Genomic DNA, 17,597 nt, shown 5'->3' with positions numbered 1-17,597 from the left:
GAGGAGATGATTATTGCGATAACCAGATGCGGTCTGTTAACGCTCATCTTTCTGCTCCCCGGATGTGATGACGAAACACAGCCCGGCACACCTGAACTGAGCCGGTATTACTACAGTAATATTACCGGGGATGATCTGTTTTTTACGGTAAACGGAAAAAGTTATCACCTTGCACATGACGCGGAGGGCATTGTTTATCTGCCATCCGGTCTGAATAAGCTGGAAACCCCGCAGGGACAACAGATTTCCTTTATGGCTTATCCCGGAAACAGCGGCGGAATCCTCAATCCTTCCCGTGCCCGTTATTATTCCTATACCATTCATGACGGCGATACGCTGTATTCACCGCAATTTAATTCCATGGTAAAGACATTTAAATTTGACGGCCATTATTATCAGGGACCGTTGCGGACCAGTAATGCCGACGTTATCGATAATAACCTGTTTAAATGCCGGTTCTCTTCCGATGTACCTGATATAAAAGCGGTGCTGGACAGATTTATTGCCGGAGAAAAAGGAATGATGACAATCTGTATGAATGAAAATGAATTCCGCCGGTTCCTGGAATACAATCCGCGCGGTGTCAGTTTATTACCGGATAATACGGTGCTCACCCCGGAACAGGATGCGGATACCGGTAATACTTTCCGCCCGCATGACATTCAGTTTCAGGATGCGGAATTGCGTGAGGATGCAGAGAAAATCACTGATATTGTGACGGAGTTCCGGCATCAGACTGATGTGACAAAAAAATATGAAATATACAGCCGTTATCACACGGTACTGATGCGGATGGCTAATCGTTACCGTCAGATACTGCTGCAAAGCGATAAAGAGAATAAGACTGACAAAGAAGAGAGCCGGAGATTCAGTGAGTTTGTGCAGGAAACCGGTGAAATTTTCGGTGCCGGGGTTTTACCGCTGCAAACGGATGAAACGCCCCCGGCACACTGACGTTACTGCCTTTAATTATTCCGCCGGTCCGGCTTTGCGTCCGGGCTGCGCATCATAGCTGATCCCGTTTTTACCGGCACTGTCATCACACATCACATATAAATAGGTCGGCATAATATCCGCCGGGGTTTTCAGTTTTTCTGATGCCTCATCCGGAAATGCGCCGGCGCGCATGGCCGTGCGGGTACCGCCCGGATTAATGCAGCTGACGCGCAGCCCTGTGCCTTTATATTCCTCAGCCAGAACCTGCATCATACCTTCAGTGGCAAATTTTGAGACGGCATAGGCTCCCCATGCGGCACGGCCTTCGCGGCCGACACTTGATGATGTGAATACCAGCGAACTCTGCGGGGATTTCAGCAGGAGCGGTAACAGTGCCTGTGTCAGTATAAAGGTACCATTAACATTCACCTGCATTACATCCTGCCATAACTGTACCGGCTGCTCAGTGAGCGGCGCGACCACGCCCAGAATACCGGCGTTGTGCAGTACGCCATCCAGCCGCGGAATCTCCTGTTCCAGCGCGGCAGCGAACTGACGGCTTTGCGCTTCTGTCAGTGTCAGTAAGTCCTGATGATAAATACGCGGCACTGACCCGTAACGCTGCGTGATTTCATCACGGACGGCCTGTAATTTGGATTCTGTCCGGCCGGTCAGGATCAGTTCCGCACCGTAGCGGGCATAGGTCAGGGCGGCTTCACGGCCAATCCCGTCACCGGCACCGGTTATCAGGATGATTTTATTCTTCAGTGCATCAGGGGAGGACGGGGAAAAGCGGGATACATCATTATTATGCATGGTGATAACTCCGGAAAAGCAAATGGACGGGTATCACATCCCGGACAGGGTGTGAACCCGTTTTTATCATACCGTCCTCAGGGCGTGATTGCCATCAAGGGTTACAAAACTAGTTGAGCATTTATCAGATTTTTTAGTTAAAATAGTGCCATTCAATTTAACAGTATTAAGGTGTGCCGGTGGAGTTTCTCTCACAATACGGTTTGTTTCTTGCTGAAACCGTAACTATTGTTCTGGCAATCATTGCCATTGTCGTGTTCTTTGTCATGCTCAGCATCCGTAAAGGGCAGTCTCTGGGTAAATTACGTCTGACGGATCTGGGTGAAAACTACCGCGACAGACAGCGTGAAATGCAACATGCCCGCATGAGCGAAGCAGAACAGAAAGTCTGGAATAAAGCGTTTAAAAAACAACAAAAAAACGAAGATAAAAAAGACAAAAGCAACGCCAAAAACGGTCAGACCCGTCTGCGCAAATCCTGTATCTATGTAATTGACTTTAAAGGCAGCCTGGATGCGCACGAGGTGGAATCACTGCGTGAAGAAATCACCATTATTCTGTCCGTGGCCGAGCCGGGTCTGGATGAAGTGCTGGTGCGTCTGGAAAGTCCGGGCGGACTGGTTCACGCCTATGGTCTGGCAGCCGCTCAGCTGACCCGTCTGCGTGAGAAAAATATCCGTATTACCATTGCGGTTGATAAAGTCGCGGCCAGTGGTGGTTATATGATGGCGTGTGTGGCGGATAAAATTGTGGCCGCGCCGTTTGCGATTGTCGGTTCGATTGGCGTGGTGGCACAGGTGCCTAACATCCATCGTCTGCTGAAGAAAAATGATATTGATGTGGAAATGCATACTGCCGGTCAATATAAACGCACGCTGACATTCATCGGGCAGAATACCGATGAAGGCCGTGAGAAATTCCAGCAGGAGCTGGATGAAACGCACGTTCTGTTCAAAAGCTTTGTTTCTCAGAACCGTCCGTCTCTGGACATTGATAAAGTGGCGACCGGTGAACACTGGTACGGCACCCAGGCAAAAGAGCTGGGACTGGTTGATGAGCTGGCAGTGAGTGATGATTTAATTGTCGCGGCAATTCCTGACCATGAAGTGATTCAGGTGCGTTATTTCCGCCGTAAGCGTCTTATTGATAAAATCACCCAGAGTGTGATGATGAGTGCTGACCGCCTTATTCTCCGCTGGTGGCAGCGCGGGAATGGCCCGGTCGGGAAATAACCGTCTCAATATAAATAACGGCAGCGCAGGCTGCCGTTATTCTTTGCGGATTATTATTATCCGACCGGTGACTATTCTGGTATCCGTCTGTTAATCCGCCAGATGATATTGTTCTGACAGAACGTGAGCGAGATGTTTAAACATATTAAAGACGGCCGCACTTTTGAGTGTCGGCAGGCCCTGGTCGTCTAAAAAGTATTCACCTTTAAAAACCAATACGCCGGATTTCTGTTCAACATCATCAGCCTGCATACCCTCCAGAAAATCTTCATGTTCCTGTATGATTTTATTGGCTTTTTCTAACAGCTCTTGTTTGCTGATGGCGATGGTTTCTTTTTGCATTCTGTGAACTCCTTTGAAAAATAATTTGTTGCGCATCACTATTTATCAGGTAGAGTGTGAACTTTTCAAGAGCCCCGCAACGTGGCGGGAAGACTATTTGCGTAATACACTCCGGTGACGGCGATATTAAAAATACATCATTTCCTGACAGATGTTTTGAGTTGAAACAAAGCATTAGTATAAAAAGAGTTGATCTATTACGAAAGTGCCTCAATATAAAAGGCAGTGTATTTAACGCAAAAATTGGCGTTTTTATAATCGCCCCGAAAATTTAGGTAATGATAATTATGGGTAAAGCTCTTGTCATCGTGGAGTCCCCGGCAAAAGCCAAAACGATTAACAAGTATCTCGGCAAAGACTACGTGGTGAAATCCAGCGTCGGTCACATCCGGGATCTGCCGACGAGTGGTTCAGCGAGCCGTAAACCCGCTGCTGCAGGCGATAAAACGAAAAAAGTTAAAAAAGACGAACGCACAGCGCTGGTCAGCCGGATGGGTGTTGACCCGTACCACGGCTGGGAAGCGGATTATCAGATTCTGCCGGGCAAAGAAAAGGTTGTTTCTGAATTACAGCACCTGGCCGCCGATGCATCACACATCTATCTCGCAACGGACCTTGACCGCGAAGGGGAAGCCATTGCATGGCACCTGCGGGAAGTGATCGGCGGTGATGACAGCCGCTTCAGCCGGGTTGTATTTAATGAAATCACCAAAAATGCGATAAGTCAGGCGTTTGAACAGCCGGGCGAACTGAATATTGACCGTGTGAATGCCCAGCAGGCGCGCCGCTTTATGGATCGCGTGGTGGGTTACATGGTGTCTCCGCTACTGTGGAAGAAAATTGCCCGTGGTTTATCCGCCGGTCGTGTGCAGTCTGTCGCGGTGCGTCTGATTGTTGAGCGCGAGCGCGAAATCAAAGCGTTTGTACCGGAAGAGTACTGGCAGATCCACGCACTGCTGTCTGATAAAAAAGATCAGCTGCGCATGGAAGTGGTGCAGGAAAACGGCAAAACCTTTAAAGCGGTCAATGAGAAACAGGCACATGCTGCTGTCAGCAAGTTACAGGCTGCCACCTTTAAAATTACTGACCGCGAAGACCGTCCGACCTCCAGCAAGCCGGGTGCACCGTTTATTACCTCCACACTCCAGCAGGCCGCGAGCACGCGCCTGAGCTTTGGTGTGAAGAAAACCATGATGATGGCACAGCGTCTTTATGAAGCCGGTCACATCACCTATATGCGTACCGATTCCACCAACCTGAGCCAGGATGCCATTACAATGGCGCGTGACTATATCACTGAGAATTTCGGTGATAAGTATCTGCCTGCCTCGCCGAATCTGTACAGCAACAAAGAGAATTCCCAGGAAGCGCACGAAGCTATCCGTCCGTCTGATATCGCTGTAACGGAAGAGATGCTCAAGGATATGGAGCCGGATGCGCGCCGCCTGTATCAGTTGATCTGGCGTCAGTTTGTCGCGTGTCAGATGACACCGGCAAAATACGATTCCACCACACTGACCGCAGAAGCGGGTGATTTCACACTGAAAGCCAAAGGGCGCACACTGCGTTTCGACGGCTGGACCAAAGTGATGCCTGCACTGCGTAAGAATGATGAAGATAATACGCTGCCTGCGATTGCGCCGGGCACGGTCATGACGCGCGAAGCGATTGATCCGGTACAGCACTTCACTAAACCGCCTGCGCGTTTCAGTGAGGCGTCACTGGTTAAAGAGCTGGAAAAACGCGGTATCGGTCGTCCGTCCACCTATGCGTCAATTATTTCCACCATTCAGGACCGCGGTTATGTGAAAGTGGAAAACCGCCGTTTCTATGCTGAGAAAATGGGTGAAATTGTCACCGATCGTCTCGAAGAAACCTTTGCGGAACTGATGAACTACGACTTTACCGCACGGATGGAAAATCAGCTCGACCATATCGCCAACAATGAAGCGAAGTGGAAATCGGTGCTGGACGAATTCTTTGCTGATTTCAGCAAGCAGCTGGATAACGCGGGCAAAGAGCCGGAAGAAGGCGGTATGCGAACGAACCCGATGGTCATTACCTCGATCATCTGTCCGACCTGTTCCCGCCCGATGGGGATCCGTACCGCATCCACCGGGGTATTCCTGGGCTGTTCCGGTTATGCTCTGCCGCCGAAAGAGCGCTGCAAGCAGACCATCAACCTGATTCCGGAACACGAAATCCTCAATATCCTTGAAGGGGATGACGCGGAAACCAATGCGCTGCGTGCCCGCCGCCGCTGCCCGAAATGCGGCACTGCGATGGACAGCTACCTGATCGACACCGGCCGTAAACTGCATGTCTGCGGTAACAACCCGGAATGTGAAGGGTACGAAGTCGAAGAAGGTGAGTTCCGCATTAAAGGGTATGATGGCCCGGTCGTTGAATGTGAGAAATGCGGCTCTGAGATGCACCTGAAAATGGGGCGTTTCGGTAAGTACATGGGCTGTACCAACGACGAGTGTAAAAACACCCGTAAAATTCTGCGTAACGGTGAAGTCGCTCCGCCGAAAGAAGATCCGGTTCCGTTACCGGAACTGCCGTGCGAAAAATCAGACGCGTACTTTGTACTGCGTGATGGTGCTGCCGGTATCTTCCTGGCGGCGCACAATTTCCCTAAATCACGGGAAACCCGTGCACCGCAGGTAGCAGAACTGGTTCGCTTTAAAGATCGTCTGTCTGAGAAAATGCGTTATCTGGCGGAAGCGCCGGTGGCGGATCCGGACGGTAATCCGACGACTGTCCGCTGGAGCCGCAAAACCAAACAGCAGTATGTGGCATCCGATAAAGACGGCAAAGCCACCGGCTGGTCTGCATTCTATATCGACGGCAAATGGGTTGAGAAAGCCAAATAATCTGTCGTTATAGGGTTCTGTTGTCACAATAATAAAAACCGGTCAGGATTTCCCTGACCGGTTTTTTTATGCCGGAAACAGTGTTCTGGCGGTGTATTGTACGGCAGACAGTGATTAATAGCTTTTTGTTATAAGCATTAAATAAAATAGCCTAAGAAAGGAATAGCCGTGATTTCCCGCGCTTTGCTGAGAAATGCGCAGTATCAGGGCATTGAGCTGTTATTTTTTGGCTGGTGCCCGTGCATTTTTTGTTATATCGTCACTGAATAGAATAACGTTATAACAATTTGCTCACTTATTCTTTTTCGGAATAATAAAGATGAAAAAGGAGTAAGCAATGCCGAACCTGCACGGAAAGGAATAAGCGGATGAAATTACAGCAGCTGCGCTATATTGTGGAAGTGGTTAATCACAATCTGAATGTCTCCTCGACTGCCGAGGGGCTGTACACATCACAACCCGGTATCAGTAAGCAGATCCGGATGCTGGAAGATGAGCTGGGAATGCAGATTTTTGCCCGCAGCGGTAAACATCTGACCCACGTGACACCGGCCGGGGAATCTGTTATCCGCATCTCCCGTGAAGTGCTGGCGAAAATAGATGCCATCAAGGCTGTCGCCAGCGAGCACACGTATCCGGAGCAGGGAACCCTGAGTATCGCCACGACCCATACTCAGGCGCGTTATGCACTGCCGCCGGTCATTAAAGGCTTTATTGAGCGTTATCCGCATGTTTCCCTGCATATGCACCAGGGCACACCGACACAGATAGCCGAGGATGTCTGCAAAGGCAACAGCGATTTTGCCATCGCGACAGAAGCCCTGCATCTGTATAACGATTTGATTATGCTGCCGTGCTATCAGTGGAACCGGGCCGTGGTGGTCCGCCGTGATCACCCGCTGGCGCAGCGGCGCGACCTGACTATCGCGGATATCGCGGAGTATGAAATTGTCACCTATACCCACGGTTTCACCGGCCGTTCCGAGCTGGACAGCACCTTTGAAAAACAGGGGCTGAAACCGAAAGTCGTCTTTACCGCAACAGATGCGGATGTGATTAAAACCTATGTCCGTCTCGGGCTCGGGATCGGGATTATTGCCAGTATGGCGGTCGATCCGGAGACAGATAAAGACCTCGTCAGTATCGATATGCGGGATAAATTCAGCTACAGCACCACAAAAATCGGTTTCCGGCGCGGTAGTTTCCTGAGAACCTATATGTATGATTTTATGTGGCGTTTCGCGCCGCATCTGACGCGCGATGTGGTGGATAAAGCGATTGCGCTGCGTAATAATGAAGACATCGAAGCCATGTTTAAAGACATTCCGCTGCCGATTGTCTGAATACTTATTATCAGGGGAACTGATGAGTAAATTATCCGCACTGACAGGCGCTGTCCTGCTTGCCGCCGGGCTGTTGCCGGCGGTTGTATCTGCATCCGTACCGGCGGCACCGGTCTGTAAAGAGACCGTGCGTGACCCGGAAAGCTATGATTCAACGGATGAATGCTACTACAAAGGCAGCAATCTGGTACAAACTTACGGGATCTACCGCAACACAACCGGAGAGCCAAAGAATCTGACGGAAAAACTGACACCCGGCACGGATCAGTCTTTCACAGATTATGGTGATACGGTCAGTCTGGAATACAAATGGCGGGGCAATAATCACCTGACGGTAACGCAGTTATTTAACGGCGGTCAGGATACCATCTCATTTGAGAATGACGGGCAGGGAACCCGGGTTATTACAGAATACAGTCCGGATTAATTATCCTGCAAAATTGTTAGTTTTGGTTACATTGAATTAACAAATTGTGTGGCTGCCCCCGCAAAGATTACGGGAATATGGTATCTTTATAATGAAAATAATAAGGAAGATACCTGTTTAACCCGTACACTCTGTGTGGAGGCGTTATGTCGTTAACCTTAAAGCAACAGTGTGAAACCCTGCTGACAGCGGGTGGAAAACACTACCATATCTATCATCTCTCCCGCCTGGCGGAACAGCTCGGCAATCTTGATAAACTTCCCAAATCCCTGAAAGTGCTGGCCGAAAACCTGTTGCGTAATCTCGATGGCGACAGCGTACAGGTGCGCGATTTACAGGCGCTGATCGACTGGCAGAAAACCGGCACCGCTGACCATGAAATTGCCTTCCGGCCCGCCCGTGTGCTGATGCAGGATTTTACCGGTGTGCCGGCGGTGGTGGATCTGGCGGCGATGCGCCAGGCTATCCGCGTGCTGGGCGGAGAAGAGAGTAAGGTCAATCCGTTGTCGCCGGTCGATCTGGTTATCGACCACTCGGTGATGGTGGATGAATATGCCAGTGAGCAGGCTTTTGCTGATAACGTGGCCATTGAAATGTCACGTAATAACGAGCGTTACCGCTTTCTGCGCTGGGGACAACAGGCCTTTGACCGCTTCCGTGTGGTTCCGCCGGGAACGGGGATCTGCCATCAGGTCAACCTCGAGTACCTCGGGAAATCAGTCTGGTATGAAACCCGCGACGGTAAAACCTATGCTTATCCGGATACCCTGGTCGGGACAGATTCCCACACCACCATGATTAACGGCCTCGGCGTGCTGGGCTGGGGCGTGGGCGGTATTGAAGCGGAAGCCGCGATGCTCGGACAGCCGGTGTCAATGCTGATCCCGGATGTGGTCGGGTTTAAACTGACCGGCCGTCTGCGCGAAGGGATCACCGCTACTGACCTGGTACTGACTGTGACACAAATGCTGCGCAAACACGGCGTGGTGGGCAAATTTGTTGAATTCTGGGGTGACGGTCTGGCGCAGTTGCCGCTGGCTGACCGCGCCACGATTGCCAATATGGCACCGGAATACGGTGCAACCTGTGGTTTCTTCCCGGCGGATGAGGTCACACTCAGTTATATGCGTCTGACCGGGCGTAGTGATGACGAAATCGCACTGGTGGAAACGTACTGCAAAGCGCAGGGATTGTGGCGTCACGAGGGGGATGAGCCGCGCTTTACCTCCGGGCTGGCGCTGGATCTGGCGGATGTGCAGACCAGTCTGGCCGGGCCGAAACGTCCGCAGGACAGAGTGGTGCTGGCGCAGGTACCGGGCGCGTTTCAGGCGGCGGTTGATCTGGAACTGAACAAAAAGTCCCCGGCGGCGAAAGTGCCTGTTTCTCTGCATGGCGACGATTTTACCCTTGAGGATGGTGCCGTGGTGATTGCCGCTATCACATCCTGTACCAACACCTCCAACCCCGGTGTGCTGATGACCGCCGGTCTGCTGGCAAAAAATGCCGCTGAAAAAGGGCTGACCCGAAAACCGTGGGTGAAAACCTCTCTGGCCCCCGGTTCGAAAGTGGTGACAGATTACCTGAATGCCGCCGGATTCACGCCGTATCTGGATCAGCTGGGATTCAATCTTGTCGGTTATGGTTGTACTACCTGCATCGGCAACTCCGGGCCGCTGGATGCGGAAATCGAAACCGCCATTAAAGAGAATGACCTGACAGTCGGTGCCGTGCTGTCCGGCAACCGCAACTTTGAAGGGCGCATCCATCCGCTGGTGAAAACCAACTGGCTGGCTTCTCCGCCGCTGGTGGTGGCTTATGCACTGGCAGGCAATCTGCACTGTAATCTGGAAACCGATCCGCTGGGTTATGACAAACAGGGCAAGCCGGTACTGTTAAAAGATATCTGGCCGGATAATGCCGCAATTGCTGCCGCAGTGGAAAAAGTGAAAACAGAGATGTTCCGCAAAGAGTATTCGGCAGTGTTTGACGGTGATGAGCAGTGGCAGTCACTGCCGGTGGAAAATACCCCGACTTACCAGTGGCAGCCGGATTCCACCTATATCCGTCATCCGCCGTATTTTGAGGGAATGCCGGTTTCCCCGGCGCCGGTCAAAGATGTAAAACAGGCGCGGATTCTGGCGATCCTCGGTGATTCTGTCACCACTGACCATATCTCTCCGGCGGGGAACATCAAAGCAGACAGCCCGGCGGGGCGCTATTTACAGGCACACGGCGTGAAACCGGCGGATTTTAACTCCTACGGCTCACGGCGCGGTAACCATGAAGTGATGGTGCGCGGCACGTTTGCCAATATCCGTATCCGCAATGAAATGGTGCCGGGCACGGAGGGCGGATTTACCCGCCATATTCCGTCCGGGGAAACACTGGCTATCTTTGATGCCGCAATGCGTTATCAGGAATCAGGGACACCGCTGGTGGTGATAGCCGGAAAAGAGTACGGCTCCGGATCCAGCCGTGACTGGGCAGCGAAAGGCACTAATCTTCTGGGTGTGAGAGTGGTGCTGACGGAATCCTATGAGCGGATCCACCGTTCTAACCTGATTGGTATGGGGATCCTGCCGCTGGAGTTTCCGGCGGGAACCGATCGCCGTACGCTGGGGCTGACCGGGGATGAACTGATTGATGTCGGCGGCCTGAACAGTGTCACACCAAAACAGATTGTACCGGTGAAAATCACACATGCGGACGGACGTGTGACTGAACTGAATGCGCTGTGCCGTATCGACACACAGACGGAGCTGGAATATTACCGCCACGGCGGCATCCTCTGCTATGTGATCCGGCAGATGCTGGCGTAACGTATTCAGACAGGTAAAAACAAAGCGCGGCATTTGCCGCGCTTTTCTGTTTTTACTGACTTTTGCAGGTGGATCAGTGATTACAGCCCGGAGACTGGCACAGCATGTGTCCCATTTTCTCCGCTTTGGTATCCAGATAATGGGCATTAGCCGGATTACGGCCGACAATCAGCGGCACGCGTTCAGTAATGTTAATCCCGGCCTGGGTCAGAATCTCGACTTTTTCCGGGTTATTGGTCAGCAGGCGGATGGCGTGCACATCCAGCAGTTTGTACATATCGGCGCACAATGTGAAATCGCGCTCATCCGGGGCAAAACCCAGCTTCTGGTTGGCTTCAACAGTATCCAGCCCGGTATCCTGTAATGCATAGGCGCGGATTTTATTCAGCAGGCCAATATTACGGCCTTCCTGACGGTGATACAGTAATACACCACGACCTTCTTCCGAGATTTGTTTCAGAGCAGCTTCCAGCTGGAAACCACAGTCACAGCGCAGGCTGAACAGCGCGTCACCGGTTAAACATTCTGAATGGACACGGGATAACACCGGCTCATCACCGCTGATGTCCCCGAACACCAGAGCCACGTGATCGTGACCGGTGGCAATTTCTTCAAATCCGACCATCAAAAATTCCCCGAACGGGGTAGGTAATTTTGCCTGTGCGACACGTTTTAACTGCAACTCTTTATTCATGATTTATTAACTCATTGATATAAATATCTTTATTTAAACGCACATAATCGTATTGGCGATGTTATTATCTGCGTTGCCCGGGAAATGAAACTGACATTCCATTTGCGGGTCAAATAACTGAACATGACCATAGTAGTACATCAGTTTGACAAAAATAATATTTATTTTTAACGGAATGATTCAACCCGGATGAAAAACCTGACAAAACCCTTTATCGCCGGTGTCATATTACTGATGCTGGTACCGCTGGTGACATTACTGACCGGCTGGCGCTGGCAGCCATCAGGTGATGATGACCTGCTGCGCGGCCTGTGGCACCTGACAGATACCGCGGCATATCCGCTGGCCATTATCGTATCACTCATTTTTTGTATTCTGTTTGTCCGTTTGTTTCGCGGCAGCAGAAAGCAGGCACTGCGTGCAGCAGCACTGATCCTGGTGGTGGTGGCTGCCGGACAGGGTATCAAAGTGGCGATGAAAAACACCATTAAAGAGCCGCGCCCGTATGTGGTCTGGCTGACACAGCAACATATTGTGTCAGAAAAAGGGTTCTATGACCTTTCCCGGAAAGCACGGGCACAACTGCTGGAAAATACCGTGAAAAATCATTATCAGGTGCCCGGCTGGCTGCTGAAACACTGGAAAAGTGAAACCGGTTATGCGTTTCCATCCGGTCATGCACTGTTTGCCAGTGCGTGGGCGCTGATACTCTTTGTGTTTTTTACCGCACAGGGCCGCCGCGGGCTGGCGGGCGTGATTCTGCTGTGGGGCATTCTGGCGGAATACAGCCGCCTGGCGCTGGGGATGCACTGGCCGTCAGATATCATTATGTCTGTGATTATTAACGCAATCCTGGCCGGAATATTCTTTATCTGGCTTAACAGACAGAAGGAAAATGGTGTGCAACCGCCGCCGCTGACCTGAAATCATGTTATTATAAGGCGCGTGAAACCCGTTGCCGGTATTCTGTGCGGATACCGGCAAAAAAGCGGAAAAAACTCGGGAACACAACAAATTACTTTCATTCTCCCCGGGGTAAATGGTAACTTAAGGGGTTAGTGCGTCTGCAAGAAGCAGGCGCGGAATGCAAGCCTGATAATAGGAACGCCGGTGAAATATTTTCTGATTTTTATCCTTGTACTGGTGGTTTTCATCATTTCGGTGACACTGGGCGCAAATAACGATCAGGTAGTCACATTTAATTATCTGATTGCGCAGGGACAGTATTCTGTATCCACCTTGCTGGCCGTACTGTTCGGTATCGGTTTTGTGCTGGGCTGGATTGTCTGCGGTCTGTTTTATTTACGTCTGCGGTTGTCGCTGGCCCGTGCCCGGCACCGGATCAAACGTCTGGAAGCTGACCAGACGGTGCAGTCTTCCGGTTCGGTTGCACTGCGGGACACCACTAAGGAATAAGCATTATGCTTGAGCTGTTGTTTCTTCTGTTGCCCATTGCTGCCGCATACGGCTGGTATATGGGGCGGCGCAGCGCGCAGCAGAATCAACAACAACATGCTGACCGCCTGTCACGCGACTATGTGGCAGGCGTAAACTTTTTGCTGTCCGATCAGCAGGATAAAGCGGTTGATTTGTTCCTCGACATGCTGAAAGAAGACAGCTCTGCATTTGAAGCTCACCTGACACTCGGCAACCTGTTCCGTTCGCGCGGCGAAGTGGAACGTGCCATCCGCATCCATCAGTCGCTGATGGAAAGCGCCTCTCTCTCCTATGACCAGCGTCTCCTCGCCACACAACAGCTGGGCCGCGATTATGTGGCCGCCGGGGTCTATGACCGGGCGGAAGTCCTGTTTTTACAGCTGATTGATGAGGCGGATTTCAGACAAAGTGCACTCCAGTCGCTGTTATCGATCTATCAGTCCACCAGTGACTGGAGCAAAGCTATCGATATCGGTGAAAAGCTGCTGAAACAGGGTGATAGCGGGCAGCGGGAGAATATCGCTAATTTCTATTGTGAGCTGGCATTGCAGGCGCTGGGCAGCGATAACACTGACGGGGCATTTGCGTATCTTGCCAAAGCGGCGGGGGCGGATAAAAACTGTGCCCGGGTGTCGATTATGCAGGGGCGCATTCATATTGAACGGGCGGAATACAGCAAAGCCGTTACCGTGCTCAAGCGGGTGTTTGAGCAGGATAAAGAAATGGTCAGTGAAACACTGCCAATGCTGGAAACCTGCTACACGCACCTTGATCAGCCGGCAGAATGGGCAGAATACCTGCTGCACTGTTCGGATGAAAATATTGGCGCTATTGCCGAACTCTATCTTGCGGATATTATTGAACAGCAGGAAGGGCCGGAAATGGCGATCACCTATGTTAACCGCCAGTTGCAGCGCCATCCGACCATGCGTCTGTTCTGCCGTCTGATGGAATATTATCTGTCAGAGGCGGAGGAAGGGCGTGCCAAAGAGAGTCTCGGCCTGCTGCGTAACATGGTCGGCGAACAAATCCGGACAAAACCGGATTACCGCTGCGGCAAATGCGGATTTACATCACACGCCCTGTACTGGCACTGCCCGTCCTGCCGGTCATGGGATACTATCAAGCCTATCAGAGGGCTGGACGGACAATGACAACGTCACATTTACCCGTAATTATTTACCCGTATTAATTCACCAACCACAGGTAATACATTCATGACATCTCTTTCTTCGCATACAGGCCGTGCAGATATCGCATCGCCTGTTATTGTTGCGCTCGATTACGACAACCCGGATGACGCGCTGGCTTTTGCCGACCGTATCGATCCGGCACAGTGCCGTCTGAAAGTCGGTAAAGAGCTGTTTACCTTCTGCGGGCCGGAATGTGTCCGCGCACTGCAGCAGCGCGGGTTTGAGGTCTTTCTTGACCTGAAATTCCATGATATTCCGAATACCGCGGCGCATGCGGTTCGGGCAGCGGCTGAGCTGGGTGTGTGGATGGTTAACGTCCATGCGGCAGGCGGCGAACGTATGATGACAGCAGCGAAAGAGATTCTGCTGCCGTACGGTAACGATGCGCCGCTGCTGATCGCGGTAACTGTGCTGACCAGCATGGAGCAATCCGACCTGGCCGGAACCGGTATTGATGCCACACCGGCAGAGCACGCGCTGCGTCTGGCAAAATTAACACAGAACTGCGGGCTGGATGGTGTGGTCTGTTCTGCTCATGAAGCGAAACTGATGAAAGAGACCCTGGGCCGGGAATTTAAACTGGTCACGCCGGGGATCCGCCCTGAAGGCAGTGATGCCGGTGACCAGCGGCGTATCATGACACCACCGCAGGCAGTCAGTGCCGGGGTGGATTACATGGTTATCGGGCGGCCAATCACCCGCAGTGATAACCCGCAGGCGGCATTACAGGCGATTAATGCTTCAGTGGGAGTATTATAAGATGGACAATAATTCACGCCTGGTTTATTCCACAGATGCCGGCCGTATTGATGAGCCGGAAGTCAAAGCGGAACGCCCGAAAGGTGACGGTATTGTCCGTATTCAGCGTCAGACCAGCGGCCGTAAAGGTAAGGGTGTGTGCCTGATCACCGGTATTGATTTGGATGATGCTGCACTGAGCAAGCTGGCGGCAGATCTGAAAAAACGCTGCGGCTGCGGCGGGGCGCTGAAAGATGGTGTAATTGAAATTCAGGGTGATAAACGCGATTTACTGAAGCAACTGCTGGAAGAGAAAGGCTTTAAAGTCAAACTGGCAGGCGGCTGACAGAGAGATAAGGCGTCCGTTGCGGACGCCTTTGTCACTGACCGGCCTCGTGGCCGATAATCCCGCCGACGGCAGCACCACCCACTGTACCCAGACCGGAACCATCCGTCAGGATCGCGCCGCTGATAGCACCTAACTCAGCACCAATTGCGGTATCTTTCTCCTGCTCTGACAGGTTCTTACAGCCGCTGAGTGCCAGCAGGCCACCAGCAACAAGCAATGCCGTTACTATTTTCTTCATCTCATTTCCCCGCTGAATGTCTGATTATCATCACTATAGCAATCACGTTACTAATTACTATCCTCATGATTTAAATAAAATTTAAATGCTGATAAAGGTATTAATGTCCGGGATTTAATGACAGGAACAGCGGCGGGTTCTGAGTGGCAGGAATAAAAAAAACCGCCGTTAATACAAAACGGCGGTTCTTATCAGTCAGTGATTCCGGATCAGAGCGGGCGGGCCAGAATACTGCGGGTTTCCATCTTAACTTCCTCAATTTTCACCGGAATGATGTCATTGAGGCGGTAACGTACTTCACCTTTAATCAGCACTGAGCCGGTTTCCTGGCTGCACTGGAGCTCATCTTTGACCGGGTGAATAAAGGTGCCGGGGATAAAGGCGACCGCGCCGTTGTTTGTCAGACGGACACGCACGCCACCGCGGGTGATATCAATGATCTCAGCCGGGAACGGGGTATCTGTACCGGCATACGGCTGCAGATAACGGGCATATAACCAGTCACCGACATCACGCTCTGCCATACGGTTGGCACGGCGGCGCTCTGCCAGGTGCTCGGCCAGGGCTTCAGCTGGTTTTTCCGCAGACTGACCGGCGATAATCGCTTTCAGCAGACGGTGGTTCACAATATCGCTGTATTTACGAATAGGGGATGTCCAGGTTGCATAGCCATCCAGTCCCAGACCAAAGTGCGGGCCTTTTTCCATGCGGACTTCGGCAAAGGTCTGGAAGCGGCGGATACGGCTGTCGAGGAACTGTGTCGGCTGATTATCCAGTTCACGGCGCAGACGACAGAAACCGTCGAGAGTCAGTAATTCTTCAGCGCTGAAGTTAATACCGTTTTCGGCGAGCAGGGCAACGGCCTGACTGATGGTCAGCGGATCCAGCCCGGTGTGCACGTTATAGACACCAAAGCCGAGTTTTTTATCCAGCACTTGTGCGGCACAGATATTGGCGGTGATCATCGCTTCTTCCACAATGCGGTTGGCACTGCGGCGCTGTTCAGCCACGATATCCGTCACTACGCCGTTTTCATCAAGGATAAAGCGGTAATCAGGACGATCTTTAAAGACCAGCGCATGAGTTTCACGCCAGTGATGGCGGCGCTGATACATATCCTGCAACAGGGAAATCTGACGGCGGATAGTTTCATCCGGCGTCACGCGGTCAGCCACACCTTCCAGCAGGTCGGAAACATCGTCGTAAGCCAGCTTGGCTTTGGATTCAACCCAGGCGGCGAAGAATACGGCATCATCAGACAGAGAGCCATCCTCATTAACGGAGACCTGACACACCAGTGCCGGGCGGCGCACATGCGGATGCAGCGAGCACAGGTCATCAGACAGGTTACGCGGCAGCATCGGGATATTAAAGCCCGGCAGATAGTTGGTAAATGCGCGTTTATGGGCAATAGCGTCCAGCTCGCTGCCGGCCGGGATGTAGCTGGTCGGGTCCGCAATCGCGATAGTCAGCTGAAGCTGATTGTTATCACCGGTAGTGATGTAAAGTGCATCATCCATATCTTCGGTGGATGCGCTGTCGATAGTGACAAAATCCAGATGGGTCAGATCAGTACGCGGCAGATTATCATCCGCCATGGTTACCTCAACCGGCTCCGGCTCTTTCAGTGCGTGCTGGTGGCGGGTCAGTGTCACCCACCACGGCGCGTAATGGTCGTCCGCATCGGTGATAAAGCCGGTGATTTCCGCGTGGAAGCTGCGATCACCTTTCAGCGGGTGGCGGCGCATTTCCGCAACTGCCCAGTCACCCTGACGAAACTCATGATCAACGCCTTTTGCCGGACGGCAGGGAATGGAATCTTTTAACAGCGGATGATCAGGAATGATCCAGAGACGGTCATCATTTTCCTTGCGCTGCACACGGCCGACAAACCGGTCCAGAAACGGGGTGATCAGCGCTTCAGGCTCAGCCACATCTTTATTATTCACCGTGTGAATAGCTGCGGTGACGCGGTCGCCGTGCATGACTTTTTTCATCTGCGGCGGCGGAATAAAATAGGATTTTTGTCCGTCAACTTCCAGGAAACCGTAGCCTTTATCGGTACTTTTTACGATCCCTTCGACACGCAATGTTTTATCGTGGAGCTGTTGTTTTAGCTGAGCTAACAGCGGGTTATCTTGAAACATAGGTTCCCGT

The 17,597-nt window shown here is 51.8% G+C and carries 16 protein-coding genes; 11 read left to right on the top strand and 5 right to left on the bottom strand.

Annotated elements, in window-relative coordinates; translation table 11 throughout:
• Window positions 1-6: 6 nt before the first annotated feature.
• Entirely contained in the window at window positions 7-954 is a 948-nt protein-coding gene (locus tag X965_RS04820; RefSeq protein WP_004238145.1) for a hypothetical protein, read from the top strand.
• Window positions 955-969: 15 nt separating this feature from the next.
• On the opposite strand, the gene X965_RS04815 is transcribed toward X965_RS04820, so the two are convergent.
• A complete protein-coding gene (locus X965_RS04815; protein WP_004238143.1) occupies window positions 970-1,752 on the bottom strand; it encodes a YciK family oxidoreductase in 783 nt (260 codons plus the stop codon).
• 179 nt (window positions 1,753-1,931) lie between these two features.
• Here X965_RS04815 and sohB point away from each other — a divergent pair, with 179 nt between their 5' ends.
• Window positions 1,932-2,984 (top strand): protease SohB, encoded by a 1,053-nt coding sequence (gene sohB, locus X965_RS04810; protein WP_004239219.1) that lies wholly within the window; start codon window positions 1,932-1,934, stop codon window positions 2,982-2,984.
• Window positions 2,985-3,074: 90 nt separating this feature from the next.
• Here sohB and X965_RS04805 read toward each other — a convergent pair whose 3' ends face one another.
• The gene (locus X965_RS04805; protein WP_015422731.1) at window positions 3,075-3,326 is read right to left on the bottom strand and encodes a YciN family protein; all 252 of its coding nucleotides are present in this window, start codon (window positions 3,324-3,326) and stop codon (window positions 3,075-3,077) included.
• Between the two features lie 287 nt (window positions 3,327-3,613).
• Between X965_RS04805 and topA the strand changes: the two genes are divergently transcribed.
• The 4 genes from topA (at window position 3,614) to acnA (ending at window position 10,791) form a co-directional block, all read left to right on the top strand.
• Window positions 3,614-6,202 carry a type I DNA topoisomerase gene (gene topA / locus X965_RS04800; RefSeq protein ID WP_004239222.1) on the top strand — a complete coding sequence of 863 codons (2,589 nt, stop codon included), beginning with the start codon at window positions 3,614-3,616 and terminating at the stop codon, window positions 6,200-6,202.
• A gap of 368 nt (window positions 6,203-6,570) precedes the next feature.
• Window positions 6,571-7,545 (top strand): HTH-type transcriptional regulator CysB, encoded by a 975-nt coding sequence (gene cysB / locus X965_RS04795; RefSeq protein ID WP_004238139.1) that lies wholly within the window; start codon window positions 6,571-6,573, stop codon window positions 7,543-7,545.
• A gap of 22 nt (window positions 7,546-7,567) precedes the next feature.
• Entirely contained in the window at window positions 7,568-7,972 is a 405-nt protein-coding gene (locus X965_RS04790) for a hypothetical protein (RefSeq protein ID WP_004239223.1), read from the top strand.
• A gap of 146 nt (window positions 7,973-8,118) precedes the next feature.
• Window positions 8,119-10,791, top strand: coding sequence for an aconitate hydratase AcnA (acnA, locus tag X965_RS04785; RefSeq protein WP_004238137.1), 2,673 nt, complete (start codon window positions 8,119-8,121; stop codon window positions 10,789-10,791).
• 73 nt (window positions 10,792-10,864) lie between these two features.
• Here the strand turns inward: acnA and ribA are convergent, their stop codons facing one another.
• Window positions 10,865-11,473 carry a GTP cyclohydrolase II gene (ribA, locus tag X965_RS04780; protein ID WP_024473150.1) on the bottom strand — a complete coding sequence of 203 codons (609 nt, stop codon included), beginning with the start codon at window positions 11,471-11,473 and terminating at the stop codon, window positions 10,865-10,867.
• Between the two features lie 201 nt (window positions 11,474-11,674).
• Here ribA and X965_RS04775 point away from each other — a divergent pair, with 201 nt between their 5' ends.
• The 5 genes from X965_RS04775 (at window position 11,675) to yciH (ending at window position 15,199) form a co-directional block, all read left to right on the top strand.
• Window positions 11,675-12,409 carry a phosphatase PAP2 family protein gene (locus tag X965_RS04775; protein ID WP_004238135.1) on the top strand — a complete coding sequence of 245 codons (735 nt, stop codon included), beginning with the start codon at window positions 11,675-11,677 and terminating at the stop codon, window positions 12,407-12,409.
• Window positions 12,410-12,595: 186 nt separating this feature from the next.
• Window positions 12,596-12,901, top strand: a complete 306-nt coding sequence (locus X965_RS04770) for a LapA family protein (RefSeq protein WP_015422730.1) — start codon at window positions 12,596-12,598, stop codon at window positions 12,899-12,901.
• A gap of 5 nt (window positions 12,902-12,906) precedes the next feature.
• A complete protein-coding gene (gene lapB / locus X965_RS04765) occupies window positions 12,907-14,076 on the top strand; it encodes a lipopolysaccharide assembly protein LapB (RefSeq protein ID WP_004238133.1) in 1,170 nt (389 codons plus the stop codon).
• A 63-nt stretch (window positions 14,077-14,139) separates the two neighbouring features.
• Complete coding sequence (pyrF, locus tag X965_RS04760) at window positions 14,140-14,874, top strand: orotidine-5'-phosphate decarboxylase (RefSeq protein WP_004238131.1); 735 nt, start codon at window positions 14,140-14,142, stop codon at window positions 14,872-14,874.
• A gap of 1 nt (window position 14,875) precedes the next feature.
• Window positions 14,876-15,199: a stress response translation initiation inhibitor YciH gene (gene yciH, locus X965_RS04755; RefSeq protein ID WP_004238130.1), complete on the top strand. Its 324-nt coding sequence runs from the start codon at window positions 14,876-14,878 to the stop codon at window positions 15,197-15,199.
• A 34-nt stretch (window positions 15,200-15,233) separates the two neighbouring features.
• Here yciH and X965_RS04750 read toward each other — a convergent pair whose 3' ends face one another.
• Both X965_RS04750 and X965_RS04745 read right to left on the bottom strand, forming a co-directional pair.
• Window positions 15,234-15,440, bottom strand: coding sequence for a glycine zipper 2TM domain-containing protein (locus tag X965_RS04750; protein ID WP_004238129.1), 207 nt, complete (start codon window positions 15,438-15,440; stop codon window positions 15,234-15,236).
• Window positions 15,441-15,649: 209 nt separating this feature from the next.
• Complete coding sequence (locus X965_RS04745) at window positions 15,650-17,587, bottom strand: exoribonuclease II (RefSeq protein WP_036417268.1); 1,938 nt, start codon at window positions 17,585-17,587, stop codon at window positions 15,650-15,652.
• Window positions 17,588-17,597 lie beyond the last annotated feature (10 nt).

Origin of the sequence: Morganella sp. EGD-HP17, assembly GCF_000512315.2 — a bacterium.
Classification (GTDB): Bacteria; Pseudomonadota; Gammaproteobacteria; order Enterobacterales; family Enterobacteriaceae; genus Morganella; species Morganella morganii.
The sequence above is the reverse complement of the archived record's forward strand: the minus strand, read 5'-3'. Positions and strand labels throughout refer to the sequence as shown.

What these genes read in the sequence shown, in the direction of transcription:
- X965_RS04790 (WP_004239223.1), top strand. Translation starts at nt 7,568, where the DNA reads ATGAGTAAATTATCCGCACTGACAGGCGCTGTCCTGCTTGCCGCCGGG.
- X965_RS04775 (WP_004238135.1), top strand. Translation starts at nt 11,675, where the DNA reads ATGAAAAACCTGACAAAACCCTTTATCGCCGGTGTCATATTACTGATG.
- X965_RS04820 (WP_004238145.1), top strand. Translation starts at nt 7, where the DNA reads ATGATTATTGCGATAACCAGATGCGGTCTGTTAACGCTCATCTTTCTG.
- X965_RS04745 (WP_036417268.1), bottom strand. Translation starts at nt 17,587, where the DNA reads ATGTTTCAAGATAACCCGCTGTTAGCTCAGCTAAAACAACAGCTCCAC.
- topA (WP_004239222.1), top strand. Translation starts at nt 3,614, where the DNA reads ATGGGTAAAGCTCTTGTCATCGTGGAGTCCCCGGCAAAAGCCAAAACG.
- pyrF (WP_004238131.1), top strand. Translation starts at nt 14,140, where the DNA reads ATGACATCTCTTTCTTCGCATACAGGCCGTGCAGATATCGCATCGCCT.
- X965_RS04805 (WP_015422731.1), bottom strand. Translation starts at nt 3,326, where the DNA reads ATGCAAAAAGAAACCATCGCCATCAGCAAACAAGAGCTGTTAGAAAAA.
- lapB (WP_004238133.1), top strand. Translation starts at nt 12,907, where the DNA reads ATGCTTGAGCTGTTGTTTCTTCTGTTGCCCATTGCTGCCGCATACGGC.
- cysB (WP_004238139.1), top strand. Translation starts at nt 6,571, where the DNA reads ATGAAATTACAGCAGCTGCGCTATATTGTGGAAGTGGTTAATCACAAT.
- yciH (WP_004238130.1), top strand. Translation starts at nt 14,876, where the DNA reads ATGGACAATAATTCACGCCTGGTTTATTCCACAGATGCCGGCCGTATT.
- acnA (WP_004238137.1), top strand. Translation starts at nt 8,119, where the DNA reads ATGTCGTTAACCTTAAAGCAACAGTGTGAAACCCTGCTGACAGCGGGT.
- X965_RS04750 (WP_004238129.1), bottom strand. Translation starts at nt 15,440, where the DNA reads ATGAAGAAAATAGTAACGGCATTGCTTGTTGCTGGTGGCCTGCTGGCA.
- X965_RS04815 (WP_004238143.1), bottom strand. Translation starts at nt 1,752, where the DNA reads ATGCATAATAATGATGTATCCCGCTTTTCCCCGTCCTCCCCTGATGCA.